Source organism: Nocardioides sp. NBC_00368 (assembly GCF_036090055.1).
GTDB lineage: Bacteria > Actinomycetota > Actinomycetes > Propionibacteriales > Nocardioidaceae > Nocardioides.
The window spans coordinates 3,011,242-3,031,583 of record NZ_CP107970.1; the positions used below are offsets into that span (position 1 = coordinate 3,011,242).

The following is a 20,342-nucleotide window of genomic DNA, read 5'->3' on the forward strand; positions in this document are numbered from 1 at the left end:
CCGGCCGAGAACAATCACCGACGAGGTGTCGGACACACGTACGAAGTCGGTTCAACGCGACGAGACCAAGGACCTGAGCGCGGCCGTGAGTCCAGCCGCAGAGGACGTCGCCGCCGGGTCGATCAGCCACTGCAGGGCGGTGCCGTTGATGATCGCCAGCACGAGCGAGCCCAACTGACGCCCGGCCTCGTCGACGCTGTCGGGATCGATGCCGAGCAGCATCGCCGCAACGCTCCTACGCGCCTCCTCGTACGTCTCCGCGAGCTGCTCGCGCACCTCCGGGACGAACTCGGCCTCGGCGAACGCCTGCACGCTCGCCACGATCATGGCGCGATGCTGCGTCGATCCCGTCAGAAAGCCGGCGAGGAAACTCTCCATCCGCTCGATCGGGTCTCCACTCCCTGAGGCCACCTCGGCCTGATCGATCGCCGTGCCCCACTCGTCGAAGGACTCCAGGATGGCTGCGTTGAGCAGCGCCTCCTTGGAGCCGAAGTGGTAGCCGATGGCCGCGAGATTCGCCCCCGAGGCGGCGGTGATGTCTCGCGCGGTCGTACGCGAGTAGCCCTTCTCGGCGATGCACTGCCTCGCCCCGGCGAGGAGATCCTGACGCTGGCCCATGAGCCCCACCCTAACCGCCTGTCCGTACGTACGTCTTGTACATATGTATTAGACATATGTACATTTCCTGCATGACGACTACCTCACCTCCTCGCGCAACCGCACGCGACTGGCTCGGCATGACCGTGCTGACGCTGCCTGCCCTGCTCGCCTCGATGGACTTGTCGGTGCTGTTCATCGCCTCGCCCTGGATCAGCGCTGAACTCGCACCGACCGCCAGCCAGCACCTGTGGGTCATGGACATCTACGGCTTCATGATGGCCGGGCTGCTCATCACGATGGGGAGCGTCGGCGATCGCATCGGGCGGCGAAGACTGCTCATGGTCGGTGCCGTCGCGTTCGGCACGGCGTCGGTGCTTGCCGCCTTCGCCTCCAGCGCGGAGATGCTCATCGCCGCTCGTGCGCTCCTCGGCCTGGGCGGCGCGACCCTCGCTCCGTCGACCCTGTCGCTCATCCGGGGAATGTTCCTCGACGAGAATCAGCGCCGCACCGCCGTGGGCATCTGGACCGGCGCCTTCACCGGAGGCATCGCCGTGGGGCCGATCGTCGGCGGCTTCCTGCTGGAGCACTTCCACTGGGGGTCGGTGTTCCTCGTCAACGTGCCCGTCATGATTCTGCTGCTCATCGCCGCCCCGATCATCATCGACGAGTCGCGCGATCCCAACCCAGGACCGTTCGACCTGCTCGGCGCCTTCCTCTCGCTCACGGCGGTCCTACCGGTCATCTACGGCGTCAAGAAGATCGCCGAGAGCGGAGCAGCATGGAGCTCCGTCTCAGCCCTGGTGATCGGCGTCGCCTTCGCGGGTGCCTTCGTCCTGAGGCAGCGAACCGCGGCACATCCGATGATCGACATCCATCTGTTCGCCCGGCCTGCCTTCAGCGGATCCATCGTCGCCAACGCGATCGTCGTCTTCGCCACCGCCGGCATCGGCCTGCTCGCGGTGACCTTCATGCAGACCGTCCTCGGCCTCCCTCCGCTCACCGCCGCACTCTGGATGCTGCCGACGGTGGCCGGTAGCTTCCTCGGCGTCGCCATCGCCTCGCTGCTGGCCGCCAGGATCCGTCCCGCGACGCTCGTCACGCTCGGGCTCCTGATCGCCGCGGGCGGATTCGCCGTCGTCAGCCTGGTGACGTCCGCCTCTTCCATCGGCGCGCTGATCGCCGCGTACGCCACTCTGACGCTCGGCGTCGGCATGACAGCGACCATCGTCACCTCGCTCGTACTCACCACCGCTCCTCCGGAGCGAGCAGGGGCGGCATCCGCGCTCGCAGAGACCAGCAGCGAGCTCGGCGGAGCGCTCGGCATCGCCGTTCTCGGCACGCTCGCCGCCACCAGCTACCGCAACGCCATGGCCGCCGACCCGGTCGCGGGTGCGGGTGAAGCGGGCGCGGAAGCAGCTGACACGATCGGCGCAGCGGTCTCCGCCGCCCAGGAACTCCCCCGAGCGGTCGCGGAACCACTTCTCCAGCAGGCGTTCGACGCCTACACCGATGGCTTCGGCCTCGCAGCGATCCTCGGCGCGACCGTCCTGGCACTTGCGGCGATCGGTGCCGGGATCACCCTGCGCGGGGTCGCCTCCGAGCAGGTCCTCGAGACGCACGAGTAGGGCGGGCCGTCGCGCCGGAGCAGGGGCCGAGGACGGCGACAGGGTGCCCCGGGTGGGACTCGAACCCACATCTGGACGAGTTTAAGTCGTCATCCTCTGCCAGTTGGGACACCGGGGCGAACAGCCAGACCTTAGCGTCATAAGTACGTCTGGCGCTGGTGGAGCGCGTGGGCGCCGGCGACGCGGTCGATGAAGAGCAGACCGTTGGTGTGGTCGATCTCGTGCTGCAGGCAACGCGCCTCGAAGGCGTCGGTGACGATCTCGACGGTCTCACCGGTGACCGGGAGCTGGCCGCGTACCTTCAGCCGGGAGGCGCGCTTCACGTCACCGGTCAGGTCGGGGACGGACATGCAGCCCTCGCGTGCCTTCTCGTTGCGGCTGGCCTCGAGGACCTCGGCGTTGCACAGGACGTACGTCCCGTGGTGGGTCCTGGTCTTCACGTGGGTGGAGACGTCGACGCAGAAGACCCGGGCCGAGACGCCGACCTGGTCGGCGGCCAGGCCGACGCAGCCGGGCGAGACCCGCATGGTGGCGATCAGGTCGGCGGCGAGCTGGACGGTCTCGGGCGCGGCGGGGTCGACGTCCTTGCCGGGCACGGAGAGGACGTGGGCGGGGGCGCGTACGACGTCGAGGACCTTGCCCTCGACACCCAGCTCGGCCTCGGTCCAGGACAGTACCCGTTCATTCACGCTCACAGGTCGTCGGCCTCGATCGGCCGCAGGGTGGCGTCGACGCCGAGCTCCTTGGTGACCCGCTTGATCGACGCCTCGAGCACGGCGACGTCGGCGTCCGCCGGCAGCTCGAGCTCGGCGACGACGACATAGAGATCGCCGGAGAGACGGGTGGTCAGGTCGGTGATGTTGCCGCCGACAGCGGCGATCTCGGCGGTCACCGTGGAGACGATGCCGGGACGGTCGCCGCCATGGACAGAGAGGACGAAGAGCTGCCCGGAACCGGCCGGTGCCTGCTCCTCGGGGAGCTCGTAGACCGTGACCGTCAGCGTGCCGTCGGACGCGATCGGCTCGAGATCGGCGCGGATGGCCTCCGTGGTCGCCTCACCCGCGCAGAGCAGCGTCATCGCGAAGTGACCTCGCAGCCGGGTCATCGTCGAGTCCTCGAGGTTGAGTCCGAGTCCGGCGAGACGGGCGGTGGTGTCGGCGATGATCCCCGGGCGGTCGTGTCCCAGGACGGTGATGGCGTGGATGGTCACCAAACCATTGTCACCCGCGGCCTGCCGAAGGCAGACCGCGGGTGACTCAGATGGCCCCGCTGTGACGGATCAGCGCCGGATCTCGGCTCAGCCGCGGAACCAGTTGTCGGTCTTCTTCTCCTCCGCGGGGTCGACCGGCTCGGGAGCGTACTCAGGCGTGCCCTCCGGGGTCGGCTTGACCGCGGTGTCGCCGCCGCCCAGGTCGTCGTAGGACGTCTGGTCGGGCTCGGCCGGGGGCGCCGGCGGGGGCGGGACCTCGGTGGCGTAGGGGTCGGCCGGGTCGATCGGGTCGGTGAGCGGGTCACCGGTGACACCGGCCTGCGGAGCGGACGGTGCCGGCGGAGCGGGCGGGTAGCCGCCGTACTCGCTGGTCGAGGACGAGCCCGTGGTCGACTCCGGGGCAGACTCCGAGGTGGACCCCGGGACGGAGCCGTTCCGGTGCAGCTTGTCCGAGGCGACCCCGGCCGCGGCCGAGACCTTCTCCTTGGCCTGCTCCGCGTAGGGGCCGGCCTTCTCCTTGACGGTGGCCGCGTAGGGCCCCGCCTTCTCCTTCACGACCTCGGCATAAGGAGCAGCCTTCTCCTTCAGGGGCGCCGCCTTCTCCGAGGCGGTCGCGAGGGCCGACTGGACGCGCGGGTCGCTGGTGACCTTGTTCGCGCTGGCCTTCAGCTGCTCAGACTTGTTCTTGACCAGCACGCCGACACCAGCGGCGGCGATGGCAAGCAGGATGAGCTTTTTCACTTCTTGACCTTCCGAGAGACAGCTTTGCTTCTGTTTGATGGGTACGCCGGTGAACCCAAACCTAGGCGTCAAACACAAAGATCAAGTCCCCCGACATGCCTAGTCTCTAACGGACCAGGCAATTCCGTCGAGGATGTCGGACTCGGAGACGAGGAGGGAGTCGGCACGCGAGCGCCTCAGGATCCTGCTGAGGATCACACCACCGGCGGCGATCACGTCGGCCCGGCCGGGATGCATCCAGGGCAGCGCCAGCCTCTCGTCGACGGTCATCGCCAGCAGCCGGTCGACGAGCCGGTGGACGTCCTCGGGAGAGACCTCGGCGTGGTCGGTGGCGCTGCGGTCGTACGCAGCCAGCTCGAGCAGTCCCATGGTCAGCTGGATCATGGTGCCGCCGACGGCCACCACGGTGCTGGCGTCGGCCGGGTCGACCGGGCAGGCGTCGAGGTGGGCGTCGATGTCGCGTACGCAGGCCTCGATCTCCTCCCGCGTGGGCGGGTCGGAGCGCAGGTGACGCTCATGGAGCCGCACGGACCCGATGTCCATACTCATCGCCGCGCTGACGCCCGTCGTCGAGTCGTCGCCGAGGATGAGCTCGGTCGAACCGCCGCCGATATCGATCACCAGCACGGGCGGCTCGGGAGTGCCGCGCAGGTTGCGGGCCGCGCCGCCGAAGGAGAGCGCGGCCTCCTCGGCGCCGGTGACGACCTCGGGCGTGACCCCGAGGCGGTCGCGTACGCCGTCGGTGAAGGTGGCCGCGTTGGCGGCGTCGCGGGTGGCCGAGGTGGCCACGAAGCGCACCCGCTCGACGCCGTGCTCGCGGATCATCGCGGCGTACTCGTCGATGGCGCCGAAAGCCCGCTCCAGGGCCTCCTCGGCGAGCACACCGGTGCGGTCGACGCCCTGGCCCAGGCGGACCATGCGGGCCTCGCGTACGTCCTCGGTCAGGCCGTCGGCGGTGACCGTGGCGATCAGCAGCTTGATCGTGTTGGTGCCGCAGTCGATCGCCGCGACCTTGGTCACTGCTCCTCGTCCTCGAGGTCGAGATCCACGCACGGGCCGGACCTCCACCACTCACCGAGGCGCTCGAGCACCTCGTCGCCGAGCGGGTTGACGCCCGGGCCCTGGGCCAGCGCCTGGCCGGCGAGGACGTGCAGGCACTTGACCCGATTCGGCATCCCACCTGCGGAGATGCCGTGGATCTCTGGCGGGTCGCCGAGCTCGTAGCGAGCCTCGAGGTAGGCCTCGTGGGCCTTCGCGTAGGCGGCGGCGAGCTCCTCGTCCTCGGCCAGGCGGGCCTCCATGTCCTTCATCACGTGGGTGCCCTCGAGGGTGCCGATCTTCGAGGCGGCACGCGGGCAGGTGAGGTAGAACGTCGTGGGAAACGGCGTGCCGTTGGGCAGCCGCGGCTCGGTGGTCACCACATCGGGCAGCGAGCACGGGCAGCGGTGCCCGACCTCGTGGATCCCCCGTGGCTCGCGTCCCAGCTGTGCCGCGATCGCGGCCACGTCCTTGGGATCGATCGCCATGTCTCAGTCTTTCTTCTGCTTGGGCGGGTCGATCTCCGACTCCGGCCCTTCTCCAGTCTGCTCCGGCGGGTCACCGGCCAGCAGCACGGAACCCCACGCATCGTCCCACCACGCCTCCGGCTGCTCGGCACTGCCCACCGACTTGGGGTCGGTGAGCTCCGGCTCGGTCTGGATGCGCTCGCCGTTCTCGTCGAGGGCGACGTACGCCGTCTCCCCCGGCATCACGAAGCCGAACCGCTCCCGGGCCTGCTGCTGGACGTAGGCGGGGTCCTCCCAGCGGCGGGTCTGCTCCTCGAGCTGCTTGATGTGCTCCTTGCGCTGCGCGATCTCGGTCTGGAGCGCGTTGATGTCGTGGCGCTGCTGCAGGTAGGCGCGCAGCGAGGAGGCGTAGGAGATCACCAGCACCGCGGCGACCACGATGATCATCATCGCCCGGCCGGTCAGCTTCGGCCGACGCAGCCGCTTGCGCAGGGCCTCGATGCCGCTGCCCGCCGGCGGGCGAGCCGGGAGCGGGGCACGCGGCCGTCGCCCCGGACCCTGTGGGCCTCGGGATCGTTGAACGCGCTTGCTCTGACTCTGCTGTCCCGGTCCCTGCGTTGCCACGTCGCTCATCCTCCCATCCGAGACCAACGAGTCGGCGCATCTGTCCCGCCGAGCCGTGCCGAGTCGGCGCTACTGCTCCGCCAAATGACGCCGAGTCGGCGCATCTGCCCCACAGCGGTGGGACATTTGCGCCGACTCGGCGGCAGGAACCGGGACAGACGCGCCGACTCGGCGCTGGGGTCAGGCCTGGTAGCGCGGGAAGGCGGAGGCGCCGGCGTAGCGGGCGGCCTCGCCCAGCTCGTCCTCGATGCGGAGGAGCTGGTTGTACTTCGCGACGCGCTCGGAGCGGGCCGGGGCGCCGGTCTTGATCTGGCCGGAGCCGACGGCGACGGCGAGGTCGGCGATGGTGGTGTCCTCGGTCTCGCCGGAGCGGTGGGACATCATCGTCTTGAAGCCGGCCCGGTGGGCCATGTCGACCGCGTCGAGGGTCTCGGTGAGGGTGCCGATCTGGTTGACCTTGACCAGCAGCGCGTTGCCCTGGCCGCCCTCGATGCCGCGGGCGAGACGCTCGACGTTGGTGACGAACAGGTCGTCGCCGACGAGCTGGGTCTTGTCGCCGATGGCGTCGGTGATCGCCTTCCAGCCGTCCCAGTCCTCCTCGTCGAGGGGGTCCTCGATGGAGACGATCGGGTAGGCGGCGACGAGCTCCTCGTAGTAGGCGGTCATCTCCTCGGCGGTCTTCTTGGCGCCCTCGAAGAGGTAGGCGCCGTCCTGGTAGAACTCGGAGGCGGCCACGTCGAGCGCGAGCACGACGTCCTTGCCGAGCTCGTAGCCGGCCTTGCCGATCGCCTCGGCGATCAGGTCGAGGGCGGCGCGGTTGGACTCGAGGTTGGGCGCGAAGCCGCCCTCGTCACCGAGGCCGGTGGCCAGGCCCTTGGCCTTCAGCACCGACTTGAGCGCGTGGTAGACCTCGGCGCCGATGCGCAGCGCCTCGGCGAAGGTCGGCGCGCCGATCGGCGCGATCATGAACTCCTGGATGTCGACGTTGGAGTCCGCGTGGGAGCCACCGTTGAGGATGTTGAGCATCGGGACCGGGAGCACGTGGGCGTTGGGGCCACCGACGTAGCGGAACAGGGAGAGGCCGGCCGAGTCGGCGGCGGCCTTCGCGACGGCGAGCGAGACGCCGAGGATCGCGTTGGCGCCGGCCTTGGCCTTGTTGGGGGTCGCGTCGGCCTCGATCATCGCCTGGTCGATGGCGCGCTGGTCGTCGGCGTCGAAGCCTTCGATCGCGGGGGCGAGGGTCTCCACGACGGCGGTGACGGCGTTCTGCACGCCCTTGCCGCCGTAGCGCTCTCCACCGTCGCGCAGCTCGACGGCCTCGAAGGCTCCGGTCGAGGCGCCACTGGGCACCTGGGCGCGGGCGAAGGTGCCGTCGTCGAGGACGACCTCAACTTCCACAGTCGGGTTGCCTCGCGAATCGAGGATCTCGCGGGCGCCTACGGCGTCGATCGATGCCACTGAACTACTCCTGGGTCAGGGACGGGGGTGATGTCCGTCAGCCTATTACTCGGCCGGATGGGCCTGGCGATTGGAACGTTAACCGGACAGTAGGGGTCCGACCGAGGCTGCCCACCTGGTGTTCATCGGGGAGTCGGCCAGTCGAAACGTACGTGATGCCTGGGCGCGCAGTGCCGCCGAGATCGTTCGTCCCGGTCAATGATCTTCCGAGAGGAACCCCGACATGCAACTCCTGCACAACCGACTCACGCTGGCCGGTATCGGCGCCCTGGCCATCGGGGGCCTGGGCGTCTCGATGATGACCGTCCTCGGTGGCACCGCCGCCGCGGGACCCGGCCGGCACGGCGAGTTCATCCGGCTCGCGACCTATCCGGTCTTCCAGAACGTGCCGGCGGGTGTCGACCCGGCCGCCGCGACCGTCGCCGAGATCTCGGCGGTCTCCGAGGACGGCAAGACCCTTGCCTACACCGACGCGGCCGGCGGCCGGATCGGCTTCCTGGACATCACCGACGCCTCCGCCCCGGAGGGGATCGGTAGCCACGACGTCTCCGGCGGTAAGGGCGGATCGCCCACGTCGGTCTCGATCGTCGGCGATTACGCGCTCGTGGTCGTCGACGAGTCGACATACCCCGGTCTCGAGGACACCGAGTGGGAGGACGAGGAGCCCGCCGTTGGCACCCGTGCCGGGCGGATCGACGTGATCTCGCTCGCCGCCCCGCACGAGGAGGTGGCCTCGTACGATCTCGGCGGGCAGCCGGACTCGATCGCGGTCAGCCCGGACGGGACGTACGCCGCGATCGCGATGGAGAACCAGCGCAACGAGGCCGCCACCCCTGCCGGTGGCGACGAGGGCGACCTGCCCCAGGCACCGGCCGGATCGGTCAAGGTCGTCAGCCTGGACGGCGAGCCGGACGCGTGGTCGATCAACGATGTGGCGCTGCCCGCGTCGGCCCTGAAGGGCCTGGACACTCCGGAGGACGCGGAGCCGGAGTACGTCGACATCAACACCGACAACCAGCTCGCGCTGACCCTGCAGGAGAACAACGGCGTCGCGATCATCGACCTTCCGTCCGCGACCGTCGAGACGGCGTGGAGCGCCGGGAACGCGGTCGTCCCCGGTGTGGACACGACCAAGGACGGGCTCTTCAACCCGGTCGGCACCATCGACGCGCCGCGCGAGCCCGACTCGATCCAGTGGGTCGGACCCGGGCTGGTCGCGACGGCGAACGAAGGTGACTGGAAGGGCGGCACCCGCGGCTGGACCGTCTTCCGCGCCGCGACCGGCGAGGTCGTCTGGGACGCCGGATCCAGCTTCGAGGACCTCGCCACGAAGTACGGCCTGCACAACGACAACCGTGCCGCCAAGAAGGGCGCCGAGCCCGAAGGACTGGCCTTCGAGACCTTCGGCGGCGTGCCGTACGCCTTCGTGGGCTCCGAGCGCAGCAACTTCGTGGCGGTCTACGACATGCGTACGCCGTCGTCCCCGCGGTTCACCCAGGTGCTCCCGGCGACCAACGGGCCCGAGGGGCTGCTGCCGATCCCGTCGCGTAACCTGCTGGCGGTCTCCTCGGAGGAGGACTCGGCCGAGGACCTGGTGCGGGCCACGGTCTCGCTCTACGGTTTCGGGCGGAAGCAGTCGTCGTCCTTCCCGACGGTCGAGTCGGCCTCGCGGAAAGGCAAGCCGATCGGCTGGGGCGCGCTGGGTGCGCTCTCGAAGGTCCCGGGTGAGCCCGGCAAGCTCTACGCGGCCAGCGACGCCGCCTACGCCACCGGCCGCATCTACACCCTGGACGTACGCCGTTCACCTGCGGTGATCCGCGATGTCCTCGAGGTCACGGACGCCTCCGGCGAGGTCGCGGAGGACCTCGACATCGAGGGCCTGGCCGCACGCCATGGCGGGGGCTTCTGGGTGGCGAACGAGGGTGCGACCGGCACCGGGAACGCCGTGCTCCGCCTCGACCGGGACGGGCGGATCGCCGAGACGGTCCCGCTGCCCGCGGAGGTCGCCGAGAAGGTCGGCAAATGGGGCCTCGAGGGCGTGACGGTGACCGGCAAGGGTCGCAACGAGAAGGTGTACGTCGCGCTCCAGCGCCCGCTGTGGGCCGACTCGACCGCGAAGAAGCCCGGCGTGGACGGTCCGAGCACCGCCCGGATCGGCCGCTACACCCCGGCCACGGGCGGGTGGGAGTGGTTCGGCTACGGCCTGCAGTCGACCTCGGTGGCCGGCGACTGGCTCGGGCTCTCCGAGATCACCGCCCTCGACGAGGACACCCTCGCCGTCATCGAGCGTGACAAGCAGAACGGCACGACGGCGGCGATCAAGCGGGTCTACACGGTCGACGTGCCCCGCCGCGGAGTCACCGGGCTGAGCCCCGCGACCCCGCTGCGCAAGCGCCTGGCGTACGACCTGCTCCCTGCCCTGCGGGGCACCAACGGGTGGACCCAGGAGAAGCTCGAGGGGTTCACGGTCGGCGCCGACGGCCACGCCTACGCGGTGACCGACAACGACGGCCTCGACGACGCCACCGGCGAGACGGTCTTCCTCGACCTCGGCAAGGCCTTCAAGCGCTGAGGATCGCGATCACGCCGGCCCGTCACCGTTCGGTGGCGGGCCGGTGTCGTTCGTGGACCGGTCAGTCCTCGGAGCAGTCGCCGGCCGGCAGGTGGGTGCCCGCCCACTCGGTGAGTGCGCCGAGGGTCGGCGCGAGCGCGGCACCGGAGCCGGTGAGCGCGTAGCGGACCGCGACCGGCGGACCGGGGTCGACCTCGCGGCCGAGCAGGCCGAGACCGGCCAGCTCGCTGAGGCGCTCGGAGAGCATCGAGTCGCTGATCCCGGCGACCGCTCGCTTCAGCTCGGCGAAGCCGAGCGGGCCCTGGGTCAGGCTGCCGAGGATCACGCCGTTCCAGCGCTTGCCCAGAAAGTCGAAGGCCCGCACGAGCGCTGCGTTGCACACCTGTGGATCGTGTGCGGGCTTCGTCGCGGGCATGTCACCCAGCGTACAGGAGTTGCCCGAACACCGAGGGACTACTATTTTCGAAGCAACCGGAATATCCCTAGTAACCACGGAGTTCAGAGCAACATGACCGAGACCACTGCACTCGAGACCATCGCCCTCGAGAAGCTGGACACCCGAGGCCGCGAGATCGTCTTCACCGGCGCCCGGACGTCCAACACCTTTGCCGTCACACCCGTCACCGACGAGGAGCTCGCCGACATCTGGGAGCTCACGCGCTGGACTCCGACGATGGCCAACACCCAGCCGCTGCGGATCGTGTTCGTGCGCACGGCCGAGGGCAAGGAGCGCCTGCTCCCGCACATCGCCGAGGGCAACGTCGAGAAGACGAAGGCCGCCCCGGCGACCGCGATCGTCGCCTACGACAACAACTGGCACGAGGAGATCCCCAACGTCTTCCCGATCCGCCCGGAGATGAAGGACTACTTCGAGGCCGACGAGACCGCGCGCCACGGAGCGGGTGGCTGGTCCGCCGGCCTGCAGGCCGGCGCTTTCATCCTCGCCGTCCGTGCGGCCGGCCTCGCCGCCGGCCCGATCGCGGGCTACGACACCGCGGGCGTCGACAAGGAGTTCTTCCCCGAGGGCGACTGGACCACGAAGATGATCGTCAACATCGGCCACCCCGGCGAGAACCCGTGGTTCGACCGGCTCCCCCGCGTGGAGACCGATTCCGCCGTCAAGTGGGCCTGACCCCCTGACCTGTTTCACACGAAGCGCTCGCCTGCCGTCACGGCAGGCGAGCGCTTCTGTTTCGGAGACTCGAGCGTCGACCACCGCCGGCGAAAAGATTTCCACGAATACAGTTAGCCAAGCTAAACTTTGCCTCGATGCCGTCGACCCACACCAGCCCCCGCCTCACCTTCGCCATCGTCGCCATCGGCGTCTGCTCCTACTCCTTGCTGCAGTCGGTCTCGGTGCCGACGATGCCGCTGATCCAGACCGAGCTGAAGACCGACCAGGCAACCGGATCCTGGATCCTGACCGCCTTCCTGCTCTCCGCCTCGGTCGCGACCCCGATCATCGGCCGGATGGGCGACTCCTTCGGCAAGCGCAGGATGTACGTCTGGAGCCTCGTCGCTCTCACCGCCGGCGCCCTTCTCGCCGCCGCGGCCCCCAGCATCGAGGTCATGATCGGCGCGCGAGTCCTGCAGGGGCTGGGTGGCGGCACCCTGCCGTTGGCCTTCGCGATCCTGCGTGACGAGCTGCCCAGGGAACGCGTAGCCGGCGCGATCGCGGTGACCTCGTCGCTGCTCTCGATGGGCTTCGCCGCCGGGATCGTACTGGCGGGGCCGGTGGCCGAGACGCTCGGCTTCCGGGCGCTGTTCCTGCTGCCGGCACTGGTCGCGGCCGGCGCCGCGGTCGGCACGCTGTGGTTGGTGCCCGAGTCGCCGGTGATCACCCGCGAGTCGATCCCGCTGCTCCCCGCCCTCCTCCTGGCGGGCTGGCTGGTCGCGCTCCTCCTCGGCGTCAGCCAGGCGCCCTCGTGGGGCTGGACCGCGCCCGCCACCATCGGGCTGCTCGGTGCCGCCGCCGTGCTCCTGGCCACCTGGATCCGGGTCGAGTGGACCGTACGCCAGCCGCTGGTCGACCTGCGCCTGATGGGGCGCCGCGGGGTGTGGACCGCCAACCTGGTCGCCCTGCTGATCGGCATCGCGATGTACGCCTCCTTCGGCTTCATCCCCCAGCTGACCCAGACGCCGTCGTCAGCCGGCTACGGGTTCGGCGCCTCGGTCACCGTCGCCGGCTACCTGATGCTTCCGACGGCCATCACCTCGTTCCTGTGCGGCCTGGTCAGCGCCCGGCTCGCCGACCTCATCGGGATGCGCCGCATCCTGGTCATCGGCGGGCTGCTCACCGCGGTCTCCCTCGCCATGGTCGCCTTCGTCCACGACGAGCCGTGGCAGATGTGTGTCGCCGCCGGGCTCTCCGGCTTCGGCACCGGCCTGGTCTTCGCGAACCTCGCCAACGCGGTCGTGGCCGCGGTGCCGCCGGAGCACACCGGCGTGGCCACCGGGATGAACGCCAACATCCGCACCGTCGGCGGCACCATCGGCACCGCCGTCATGACCTCCGTGGTCACCGCCGAGACCCTGCCGTCGGGCTACGCGGTCGAGCAGGGGTACGTCAACGGATTCGGCTTCCTCACCGTCGTCGCTCTGGGTGCTGCGCTCGCGGCCATGCTCATTCCCCTGGCTCCGCGAAGGGTCGCCCCCGCCGGCCGAGGCGTCACGTACGCAGGCCGAGACGTCGCTCCGGTCGGGCGAGAGGGCACCGAGATGCCCTGTCGGCCGACGTAGGTGACGCCTCGGCCGACGTAGGCGCCTACTCGACGGGGCGGGCGCGCTCGGCGGCCTTGGCCGCCGACCAGAGCTGCTCGACCTCTTCGAGGGTGAAGCGGCGACCCGACTCGGCCTCGGGGCCGAAGACGTGGGGGTTGCGGCGCTTCATCTTCTCGGTGAGACCGGCGATGACGTCGTCCATCGTGAACTCGCCGGCCTCCTCGGCGATGGCGGCGTGGAAGTAGACCTGGAGCAGCAGGTCGCCGAGCTCCTCCTTGAGGTGCTCGGGGTCCTCTTCGGAGATCGCCTCGAGGACCTCGTCGGACTCCTCGCGCAGATACTGCGCCAACGACGCGTGGGTCTGCGACGACTTCCACACGCACCGCTCACGCATCAGCCGCATCAGGTCGAGGAACTCGACGAGCCCCTCCCCCGACGCGTACGTCCTGCCCTCGTCGTCGGCTGAGCTCAATCCAGTGCCCCGTACGCGTTCAGGCACTGCCGCAGCAGGGAACCGCGACCGCCTTCCATGTCGCCGACGACGGCGTCGGAGACTGCCTCGGCGGGCGTCATCCAGGACAGCTCCAGAGCGTCCTGGCGCGGCTCGCACTCGCCGGTCACAGGAATGACGTAGACCAGCGAGACCGCGTGCTGGCGCGGGTCGTGGAAGCGCTCACCGGGCCACGGGAAGTATTCGGCGACCGTCACCGGCACCGTGGTCAGCGGCAAGGTCGGGAACGCGACGGGTCCGAGGTCCTTCTCCAGGTTGCGCATCAGCGCGTCGCGGATCCGCTCCCCGTGCAGCACCCTGCCGGAGACCAGCGACCGGGTGATCGTCCCGGTCGTGGGCGACCCGCGCAGCAGCAGCCCGACCTCGGTGACCCGGCCGTCGGGATCGACACGGACGGGGACCGCCTCCACGTAGAGGATGGGCACCCGCCCACGGGTCTCGCCCAGCTCCTCCTCGGAGAGCCATCCCGGCTCGGTGTCCCACTCGTTGCCGAAGGGCTCCTCAGGGAAGGACTGCTCGCCGAACGCCTCCATGGTCATGCGCCGATCCTGCCAGACACAGGCGTACGCCACGGAGCAACGGCACCGGAGTGTGGACGGTCACCGACGCAGAGCCAGGAAGCTGTCGGCCTTGAACACCTTCTCGACCATCCACCACGAGAAGCCGTCGTAGTAGGGGCGCGCCTCCGCGCGGCCGAGGATCCGCGGCTCGGTGGCGGCGTGGTCGCGTCCCTTCCAGGTGATCGTGCACTCGCCGGCGGCCAGCACGTTGCGTACCCAGTTGGTGCCGGGTCCCCACGGCAGCGTGATCACGAACTCGTCCTCGGTGTGCAGCAGAGCGACCGGGAGGCTCAGCGCTCGGCCGGTCTTGCGGCCGCGGTGGTGCACCACGGCCCAGAGCGGGAACAGGCGGCGTCCGGCCAGGGTCCGCACCATCGGGGCGGTCGCCTTCGCCATCCGCCAGGAGTCGTTGCTCGGGGTGATCGTCGTCATGGCTCCACTGTCCCGGGATACGCGGGGTCACCGCTTCCCGGAAGGTGCGCAGCGGAACTGACGGGTTCCCGTCAGTCGGCGCCGTTGCGGATGGCCCAGGCGGTGGCCTCGGCCCGGCTGCGTACGCCGAGCTTGCGGTAGAGGTTCGCGGCGTGCCGCTCGACGGTGTGCTCGGTGATGCCGAGGTCACGGGCGACCGAGGCGTTCGTGCGTCCCGTGGCGATCAGTCTCAGCACGTCCTGCTCGCGCGTGGTCAGTGCCGTCGCCGCGCCCGAGGTGGGCGCGGACCCGCGGTGCACCTCGCCGGTCAGGAACCAGCGGCTCACCATCGCGAGGTCGCGGGCGCCGCCCTCGACGAAGAGCGTGGGGGTGCTGCCCTCGAGCTCGACCAGCCGTCCATCACGGACACCGTCGGCCAGGCTCCGGGACACCTCGACAGGGATCTGGCTCGCGGCCTGGCGGTGCAGCACCAGCGTCGGCGCCACCACCCGATCGAGCAGGTTGCTCACGTCCAGCCGGGCCGCCTCCGCGAACCAGTCGCGGGCGACCGCGGGGGTCGTAGCGGTGCGGAACGCCTCGGCCACCCGGCCGGCGTTCTCGCCCGATCCCCAACCGAGCCACGCGGTCGCGGCGGCGTCGGCGAAGAGGTCCCAGTCCTGCTCGACCAGCGAGAGCAGCGCCTGCGTCTGCGCCGGGCTCATCGCGTCCCGCATCCGCGCCGCTCCGCCGAAGAGGAGCATCCGGTCGACGCGCTGCGGCTCGGTTGCGGCGTACGCCACCGCGGTCGCGACCGCGTGGTAGTAGCCGAGCAGGTTGACCCGGTCGGCGCCGACCGCCTCGATGACCGCCTCCAGGTCACGCAGGTGCGCCTCGAGCCCGAGGTCACCGGCCCGGCGGTCGGAGGAGCCGGTGCCGCGGCCGTCGTAGAGCACGAGGGTCAGGTCCTGGCTCAGCCGCTCGTAGGCCATCCGCAGCGCCGGCACCCGCCACTGCGCCCTGATGTTGCTGAGCGAGGGCATCCAGATCGTCACCGGCCCGCTTCCCACGACCTGATAGGCGATCGCGATGTCGTCGCTGGTCTGCGCGTAGCGCACCTCTGGCTCGCCGGTCACACGCTCATTCTTGCGGGCCCGTCCAGGGGTCAGGTCGCGAGGCGCGCCACGGCGGCGTCGTAGAGCGTCTGCGCGGCCTCGGCCGCCGCGCCGGCGGCGGCGACGGTGACCGGCTTGCCGAGGTAGTTGTTGGCGTTGCGGTCCAGCCGCATCACGTCGTAGTGGATGGCCGCGTCGCGCGGGGGCGGGGTGTCGAAGACGGCGGCGAGGAACCGGCCGACCTTGACGTGGCCACCGGCACCGTACGTCGTCTTGTAGCCGTAGGCGGCGAGCATGGCCTCGCCGACGTCGTGGGCGGCCTTGTAGGCGAGGTTGTAGCGGTTCTCGGTGCGGGTGACGTTGGGTACGTCGGCGAGGGCCGACTCCGCGCCGCCGAGGAAGGCACGGGCCTTCTTCTCGTCGGGTCGCACCGCGCGCAGGGCGCCTGAGCGTACGAGTGCGTCAACCGTCTTCTGCTGCGCCGGCGTCAGCGGCAGGGGCATCCGGTCCTCCTCCGTAGATCTCGATCACCGGGCTGGCTCGGACCTCCTCGAGGAACCCGGTCTGCTCCTCGGCCTCCTCGGGACTCATGATCGTCGGGTTGACGATCCGCCCGACGCTGTCGGAGACCTCCCGGCAGACCTCGTAGACAGCTCGTACGTCGGGCCTGCCGATCACCATCAGGTCGATGTCGTTGGGCGGCGGACCCGGCTCCCCCTTCGCCCGGGCCGCGAAGGACCCGAAGATGTAGGCGCGCTCGATCCCGTCGAGACCCTCGAGGGCCTCCCTGAGCAGCACAGCAGGGCCGGTCACGGTCAGCAGGATCTCCCGCGTCGGCGCGAGCAGCGGACTCTGCTCGTTGCCCTTCACCAGCCGCGTCCGGCCCACGCGGCGGTCGGCGAGGAGGCCGGCGTCGAGCAGCCGGGCGACCTCGCGGTGGACCGTCGGATAGGGCAGGCCGACGCGCTCGGCGAGGTCGGTCATGCTCAGCTCCTCCCCCGGGAGCAGCAGCTCCGAGAGCAGCAGCGCCTGCGCCTCCGACCGGAACAGAGGCGCGAGCACCGGAGCCTGACTTCTCACAAAATGGATAATAACCTCCATTTTGTGGATATGTAACCCCTACGTGAGCGGGTCGATGATCGCGTCGATGACGACCCGGGCCCAGTCGAGGAGGTCGGGACCGTCGAGGGGCTTGGCCGGGAACCCGGAGGAGACCGGGCGCGGCACCATGATCGTCTCCAGCTGCGGCTTGACCAGCGACTTCGGGTACATCCGGTTGAGCCGCACGACCCGGGAGTCGGGCAGCGTGACCGGGTGGAAGCGTACGTTCTTGCCGGCCAGGGTGACCTCGGAGACGCCGGCCTGCCGGGCGCGGGCGCGGAAGCGGGCGACCTGGAGGAGCGAGGAGACCTCCGTCGGCGGCTTGCCGTAGCGGTCGAGGAGCTCGGCGGCGACGGACTCGACGTCCTCGTCGCAGCGCACCTCGGCCAGGCGCTTGTAGATCTCCAGGCGGAGCCGCTCGGAGGGGATGTAGTCGTGCGGGAGGTGCGCATCGACCGGGAGCTCGATCCTCACCTCGTTGAGCTCCTCGGCCGCACCGTCGGGACCGGCCTTGAACTCGGCGACGGCCTCGCCCACCAGGCGTACGTAGAGGTCGAAGCCGACGTCGGCGATGTGGCCGGACTGCTCGCCGCCGAGCAGGTTGCCGGCGCCGCGGATCTCGAGGTCCTTCATCGCGATCGCCATGCCGCCACCGAGGTCGGAGTGCTGCGCCAGGGTGGCCAGACGCTCGTGGGCGGTCTCGGTCAGCGGCTTCTCGCCCGGGTAGAGGAAGTAGGCGTAGGCGCGCTCGCGGGAGCGGCCGACGCGGCCACGCAGCTGATGGAGCTGGCTCAGACCGAGGGTGTCGGCGCGCTCGATGATCATCGTGTTGGCGTTGGAGACGTCGAGGCCGGACTCGACCAGCGTGGTGCACACCAGCACGTCGAACTCCTTCTCCCAGAAGTCGACCATCACCTGCTCGAGCTGCTTCTCGTTCATCTGGCCGTGGGCGACCGCGACCCGCGCCTCGGGCACCAGCTCGCGGATCCGGGCGGCGGCCTTCTCGATCGAGTTGACCCGGTTGTGGATGTAGAAGACCTGCCCCTCACGGAGCAGCTCACGCCGCACCGCGGCGACGATCTGGCGGTCCTCATAGGCTCCGACGTACGTCAGGACCGGGTGTCGCTCCTCGGGCGGCGTGGTGATCGTGGACATCTCCCGGATGCCGGTGATCGACATCTCCAGTGTCCGCGGGATCGGGGTCGCCGACATCGACAGGAAGTCGACGCTCGTGCGGAGGCGCTTCATCGCCTCCTTGTGCTCGACGCCGAAGCGCTGCTCCTCGTCGATGATGATGAGGCCGAGGTCCTTGAACCGTACGTCCTTGTTGAGCAGCCGGTGGGTGCCGACGACGATGTCGATGGTGCCGTCGGTGAGGCCCGCCATGACCTCGGCCGCCTCCTTGTCGGTCTGGAAACGGGACAGCCCGCGCACGTTGACGGGGAAGCCCGACATCCGCTCCATGAAGGTCGACAGGTGCTGGGAGACCAGCAGCGTCGTCGGCACCAGCACGGCGACCTGCTTGCCGTCCTGGACCGCCTTGAACGCGGCCCGCACGGCGATCTCGGTCTTGCCGTAGCCGACGTCGCCGCAGACCAGCCGGTCCATCGGCACCGGCCGCATCATGTCCTGCTTGACCTCGTCGATGACGGCGAGCTGGTCGGCCGTCTCCTGGAACGGGAAGGCGTCCTCGAGCTCGCGCTGCCAGGGGTTGTCGGGGCCGTACTGGAAGCCCTTGGTGGCCTGCCGGGCGGCGTAGAGCTTGATCAGCTCGGCGGCGATCTCTCTTACCGCCTTGCGCGCCCGAGCCTTCCGCTTCTGCCAGTCGGCGCCGCCGAGCCGGTCGAGGCTCGGCTGCTCGCCGCCGACGTAGCGGGTGACCTGGTCGAGGGCGTCGGCCGGGACGTAGAGCCGGTCCGGCGGCGCGCCGCGCTTGGAGGCCCCGTACTCCAGGACGAGGTATTCGCGGGTCGCGCCCTGCACCTCGCGCTGCTTCATCTCGATGAACTGGCCGACACCGTGCTGCTCGTGGACGACGTAGTCGCCGGGCTTGAGCTCGAGCGGGTCGATCTGCTTCTTGCGCCGCGCGGGCATCTTGACCATGTCGCGCGTGGACGACTTCTGGCCGGAGATGTCTTCACCGGTGAGCACGACCAGCTGGTTGGCCTCGTCGAGGAAACCGTGGGTGAGGCGGGCGTGGATCACGGTGACGGTCTTGTGGACCGGCTTGGCGCTCTCCTCGTCACCCTCGGCCAGGCGAGCCGGGACGTCACGCTCCCCCAGCGCCTCGACCGTACGCTGCGCCGTGCCGTGCGCGGGCTGGACGACGACCACGCGGTAGCTGTCGTCGCGCCAGCGCTCGATGTCGGCCATCGCCGCCGCGGTGTCGCCGCGGTAGGCCTTCGCGGGCTGCCAGTCGATCTTGCGGACCGGGACTCCGACGACATCGGGGTCGGCGAGGTCGGCCTCAGCGTCGTCCAACCCGAACGGGCTGACCGACCACCACGGCTTGCCCTGCGCGATGGCGTGGGCACGTACGTCGGCGAGGTCGCGGTAGGAAGCCGCGGAGAGGTCGATCGGGGCAACTCCCCCGCTGGCCGCTGCGGCCCAGGAGGCGCCGAGGAACTCCTCGGCGGTGGCGACCAGGTCGTGGGCGCGACTGCGGATGCGCTCGGGGTCGAGGAGCAGCACGTGGCTGTCCTCGGGGATCAGGTCGATCAGCAGCTCCATGTCGTCGACGAGCGCGGGTGCGAGCGACTCCATGCCCTCGACCGCGATCCCGGCGGCGATCTTGTCGGTGAGCTCGATCAGCGTGGGGTGGTCCTCGCCGAGCTTTCGCGCCCGGTCGCGGACCTCGGGGGTCAGCAGGAGCTCGCGGCACGGCGGCGCCCAGAGGCGATCGGTGGCCCCGCCGTGCTCCTCGGCGATCGCGCGCTGGTCGGCGACCGCGAAGTGGCGGATCGAGTCGACCTCGTCGCCCCAGAACTCGACGCGGACCGGGTGCTCCTCGGTCGGCGGGAAGACGTCCACGATGCCGCCTCGGACCGCGAACTCACCGCGCTTCTCGACCAGGTCGACGCGGGAGTAGGCGGCGTCGGCGAGCTTCACGACCACGTCGTCGAGGCTGGCCTCCTGACCCTTGACCAGCTCCACCGGCTCGAGGTCGCCGAGGCCCTTGACCTGCGGCTGGAGCACACTGCGGACAGGGGCGACGACGACCTTCAGCGGCCCGTGGGCGCCGTCGGCATCAGGGTGGCGGAGCCGCCGGAGCACGGCGAGCCGGCGTCCCACCGTGTCGCTGCGCGGGGAGAGCCGCTCATGGGGCAGCGTCTCCCAGCTCGGGTAGTAGGCGACCGAGTCGGGCGGGAGCAGGTCGGTGAGGTCGCTGACCAGATCCTCGGCCTCACGCGAGGTGGCGGTCACCGCGAGGACGGTGCGCTCCTGGCGTACGAGACCGGTGACCACGAAGGGGCGCAGCGCCTCCGGTCCGGTGACGTCGAGCGCCAGCATCCGGCCACCCTTGGCCTCCGCCATCACCTCGCTCAGGGCGGCATCGCGCAGGACGAGATCGGCGAGCGGGGCGAGGATCAC

General features: G+C 70.1%; 20 protein-coding genes and 1 tRNA gene. 4 read left to right on the forward strand and 17 right to left on the reverse strand.

Annotation, left to right across the window (positions count from 1 at the left end; genetic code table 11):
* Nucleotides 1-51: 51 nt before the first annotated feature.
* Nucleotides 52-618, reverse strand: a complete 567-nt coding sequence (locus tag OG984_RS14410) for a TetR/AcrR family transcriptional regulator (RefSeq protein ID WP_328532238.1) — start codon at nucleotides 616-618, stop codon at nucleotides 52-54.
* Between the two features lie 71 nt (nucleotides 619-689).
* Between OG984_RS14410 and OG984_RS14415 the strand changes: the two genes are divergently transcribed.
* Nucleotides 690-2,225: an MFS transporter gene (locus OG984_RS14415; RefSeq protein WP_328532239.1), complete on the forward strand. Its 1,536-nt coding sequence runs from the start codon at nucleotides 690-692 to the stop codon at nucleotides 2,223-2,225.
* A 44-nt stretch (nucleotides 2,226-2,269) separates the two neighbouring features.
* Here the strand turns inward: OG984_RS14415 and OG984_RS14420 are convergent.
* The 8 genes from OG984_RS14420 to eno all read right to left on the reverse strand — a co-directional run bounded on the left by OG984_RS14420 (nucleotide 2,270) and on the right by eno (nucleotide 7,763).
* Nucleotides 2,270-2,343 (reverse strand) — tRNA-Leu (locus OG984_RS14420).
* A 19-nt stretch (nucleotides 2,344-2,362) separates the two neighbouring features.
* Complete coding sequence (gene def, locus OG984_RS14425) at nucleotides 2,363-2,914, reverse strand: peptide deformylase (RefSeq protein WP_328532240.1); 552 nt, start codon at nucleotides 2,912-2,914, stop codon at nucleotides 2,363-2,365.
* Nucleotides 2,915-2,916: 2 nt separating this feature from the next.
* Entirely contained in the window at nucleotides 2,917-3,435 is a 519-nt protein-coding gene (locus OG984_RS14430) for a glycine cleavage system protein R (RefSeq protein ID WP_328532241.1), read from the reverse strand.
* A gap of 87 nt (nucleotides 3,436-3,522) precedes the next feature.
* Nucleotides 3,523-4,176, reverse strand: coding sequence for a hypothetical protein (locus OG984_RS14435; RefSeq protein WP_328532242.1), 654 nt, complete (start codon nucleotides 4,174-4,176; stop codon nucleotides 3,523-3,525).
* Between the two features lie 99 nt (nucleotides 4,177-4,275).
* Nucleotides 4,276-5,196: a Ppx/GppA phosphatase family protein gene (locus OG984_RS14440; protein ID WP_328532243.1), complete on the reverse strand. Its 921-nt coding sequence runs from the start codon at nucleotides 5,194-5,196 to the stop codon at nucleotides 4,276-4,278.
* Entirely contained in the window at nucleotides 5,193-5,702 is a 510-nt protein-coding gene (locus OG984_RS14445) for a DUF501 domain-containing protein (RefSeq protein ID WP_008359297.1), read from the reverse strand. The genes OG984_RS14440 and OG984_RS14445 overlap by 4 nt, the downstream gene beginning before the upstream one ends.
* A 3-nt stretch (nucleotides 5,703-5,705) precedes the next feature.
* On the reverse strand, nucleotides 5,706-6,305 hold the full coding sequence (locus OG984_RS14450) for an FtsB family cell division protein (RefSeq protein ID WP_328532244.1): 600 nt from the start codon (nucleotides 6,303-6,305) through the stop codon (nucleotides 5,706-5,708).
* A 180-nt stretch (nucleotides 6,306-6,485) separates the two neighbouring features.
* A complete protein-coding gene (gene eno / locus OG984_RS14455) occupies nucleotides 6,486-7,763 on the reverse strand; it encodes a phosphopyruvate hydratase (protein ID WP_328532245.1) in 1,278 nt (425 codons plus the stop codon).
* Between the two features lie 223 nt (nucleotides 7,764-7,986).
* On the opposite strand from eno, the gene OG984_RS14460 reads away from it, so the two are divergent.
* Complete coding sequence (locus OG984_RS14460; protein WP_328532246.1) at nucleotides 7,987-10,335, forward strand: esterase-like activity of phytase family protein; 2,349 nt, start codon at nucleotides 7,987-7,989, stop codon at nucleotides 10,333-10,335.
* A 61-nt stretch (nucleotides 10,336-10,396) separates the two neighbouring features.
* On the opposite strand, the gene OG984_RS14465 is transcribed toward OG984_RS14460, so the two are convergent.
* Complete coding sequence (locus OG984_RS14465) at nucleotides 10,397-10,750, reverse strand: winged helix-turn-helix transcriptional regulator (RefSeq protein WP_328532247.1); 354 nt, start codon at nucleotides 10,748-10,750, stop codon at nucleotides 10,397-10,399.
* A 93-nt stretch (nucleotides 10,751-10,843) separates the two neighbouring features.
* Here OG984_RS14465 and OG984_RS14470 point away from each other — a divergent pair, with 93 nt between their 5' ends.
* The gene (locus OG984_RS14470; protein WP_328532248.1) at nucleotides 10,844-11,467 is read left to right on the forward strand and encodes a malonic semialdehyde reductase; all 624 of its coding nucleotides are present in this window, start codon (nucleotides 10,844-10,846) and stop codon (nucleotides 11,465-11,467) included.
* Nucleotides 11,468-11,604: 137 nt separating this feature from the next.
* A complete protein-coding gene (locus OG984_RS14475) occupies nucleotides 11,605-13,074 on the forward strand; it encodes an MFS transporter (protein WP_328532249.1) in 1,470 nt (489 codons plus the stop codon).
* A 25-nt stretch (nucleotides 13,075-13,099) separates the two neighbouring features.
* On the opposite strand, the gene OG984_RS14480 is transcribed toward OG984_RS14475, so the two are convergent.
* The 7 genes from OG984_RS14480 to mfd all read right to left on the reverse strand — a co-directional run bounded on the left by OG984_RS14480 (nucleotide 13,100) and on the right by mfd (nucleotide 20,285).
* The gene (locus tag OG984_RS14480) at nucleotides 13,100-13,528 is read right to left on the reverse strand and encodes a MazG nucleotide pyrophosphohydrolase domain-containing protein (RefSeq protein WP_328532250.1); all 429 of its coding nucleotides are present in this window, start codon (nucleotides 13,526-13,528) and stop codon (nucleotides 13,100-13,102) included.
* Nucleotides 13,525-14,106 carry an NUDIX hydrolase family protein gene (locus OG984_RS14485; protein WP_328532251.1) on the reverse strand — a complete coding sequence of 194 codons (582 nt, stop codon included), beginning with the start codon at nucleotides 14,104-14,106 and terminating at the stop codon, nucleotides 13,525-13,527. Before OG984_RS14485 ends, OG984_RS14480 begins: the two co-directional genes overlap by 4 nt.
* 60 nt (nucleotides 14,107-14,166) lie before the next feature.
* A complete protein-coding gene (locus tag OG984_RS14490; RefSeq protein ID WP_328532252.1) occupies nucleotides 14,167-14,559 on the reverse strand; it encodes a hypothetical protein in 393 nt (130 codons plus the stop codon).
* Between the two features lie 71 nt (nucleotides 14,560-14,630).
* Nucleotides 14,631-15,671, reverse strand: coding sequence for an alpha/beta fold hydrolase (locus OG984_RS14495; RefSeq protein WP_328532253.1), 1,041 nt, complete (start codon nucleotides 15,669-15,671; stop codon nucleotides 14,631-14,633).
* 29 nt (nucleotides 15,672-15,700) lie between these two features.
* Entirely contained in the window at nucleotides 15,701-16,153 is a 453-nt protein-coding gene (locus OG984_RS14500) for a hypothetical protein (RefSeq protein ID WP_328532254.1), read from the reverse strand.
* Complete coding sequence (locus OG984_RS14505) at nucleotides 16,113-16,730, reverse strand: MarR family transcriptional regulator (protein WP_328532255.1); 618 nt, start codon at nucleotides 16,728-16,730, stop codon at nucleotides 16,113-16,115. Before OG984_RS14505 ends, OG984_RS14500 begins: the two co-directional genes overlap by 41 nt.
* A gap of 39 nt (nucleotides 16,731-16,769) precedes the next feature.
* A complete protein-coding gene (gene mfd, locus OG984_RS14510) occupies nucleotides 16,770-20,285 on the reverse strand; it encodes a transcription-repair coupling factor (protein WP_328532360.1) in 3,516 nt (1,171 codons plus the stop codon).
* Nucleotides 20,286-20,342 lie beyond the last annotated feature (57 nt).

Coding starts and splice junctions, on each gene's coding strand:
- OG984_RS14470 (WP_328532248.1), top strand. CDS start 10,844: ATGACCGAGACCACTGCACTCGAGACCATCGCCCTCGAGAAGCTGGAC.
- OG984_RS14410 (WP_328532238.1), bottom strand. CDS start 618: ATGGGCCAGCGTCAGGATCTCCTCGCCGGGGCGAGGCAGTGCATCGCC.
- OG984_RS14460 (WP_328532246.1), top strand. CDS start 7,987: ATGCAACTCCTGCACAACCGACTCACGCTGGCCGGTATCGGCGCCCTG.
- OG984_RS14500 (WP_328532254.1), bottom strand. CDS start 16,153: ATGCCCCTGCCGCTGACGCCGGCGCAGCAGAAGACGGTTGACGCACTC.
- OG984_RS14490 (WP_328532252.1), bottom strand. CDS start 14,559: ATGACGACGATCACCCCGAGCAACGACTCCTGGCGGATGGCGAAGGCG.
- OG984_RS14445 (WP_008359297.1), bottom strand. CDS start 5,702: ATGGCGATCGATCCCAAGGACGTGGCCGCGATCGCGGCACAGCTGGGA.
- OG984_RS14415 (WP_328532239.1), top strand. CDS start 690: ATGACGACTACCTCACCTCCTCGCGCAACCGCACGCGACTGGCTCGGC.
- OG984_RS14475 (WP_328532249.1), top strand. CDS start 11,605: ATGCCGTCGACCCACACCAGCCCCCGCCTCACCTTCGCCATCGTCGCC.
- OG984_RS14465 (WP_328532247.1), bottom strand. CDS start 10,750: ATGCCCGCGACGAAGCCCGCACACGATCCACAGGTGTGCAACGCAGCG.
- OG984_RS14485 (WP_328532251.1), bottom strand. CDS start 14,106: ATGACCATGGAGGCGTTCGGCGAGCAGTCCTTCCCTGAGGAGCCCTTC.
- mfd (WP_328532360.1), bottom strand. CDS start 20,285: ATGGCGGAGGCCAAGGGTGGCCGGATGCTGGCGCTCGACGTCACCGGA.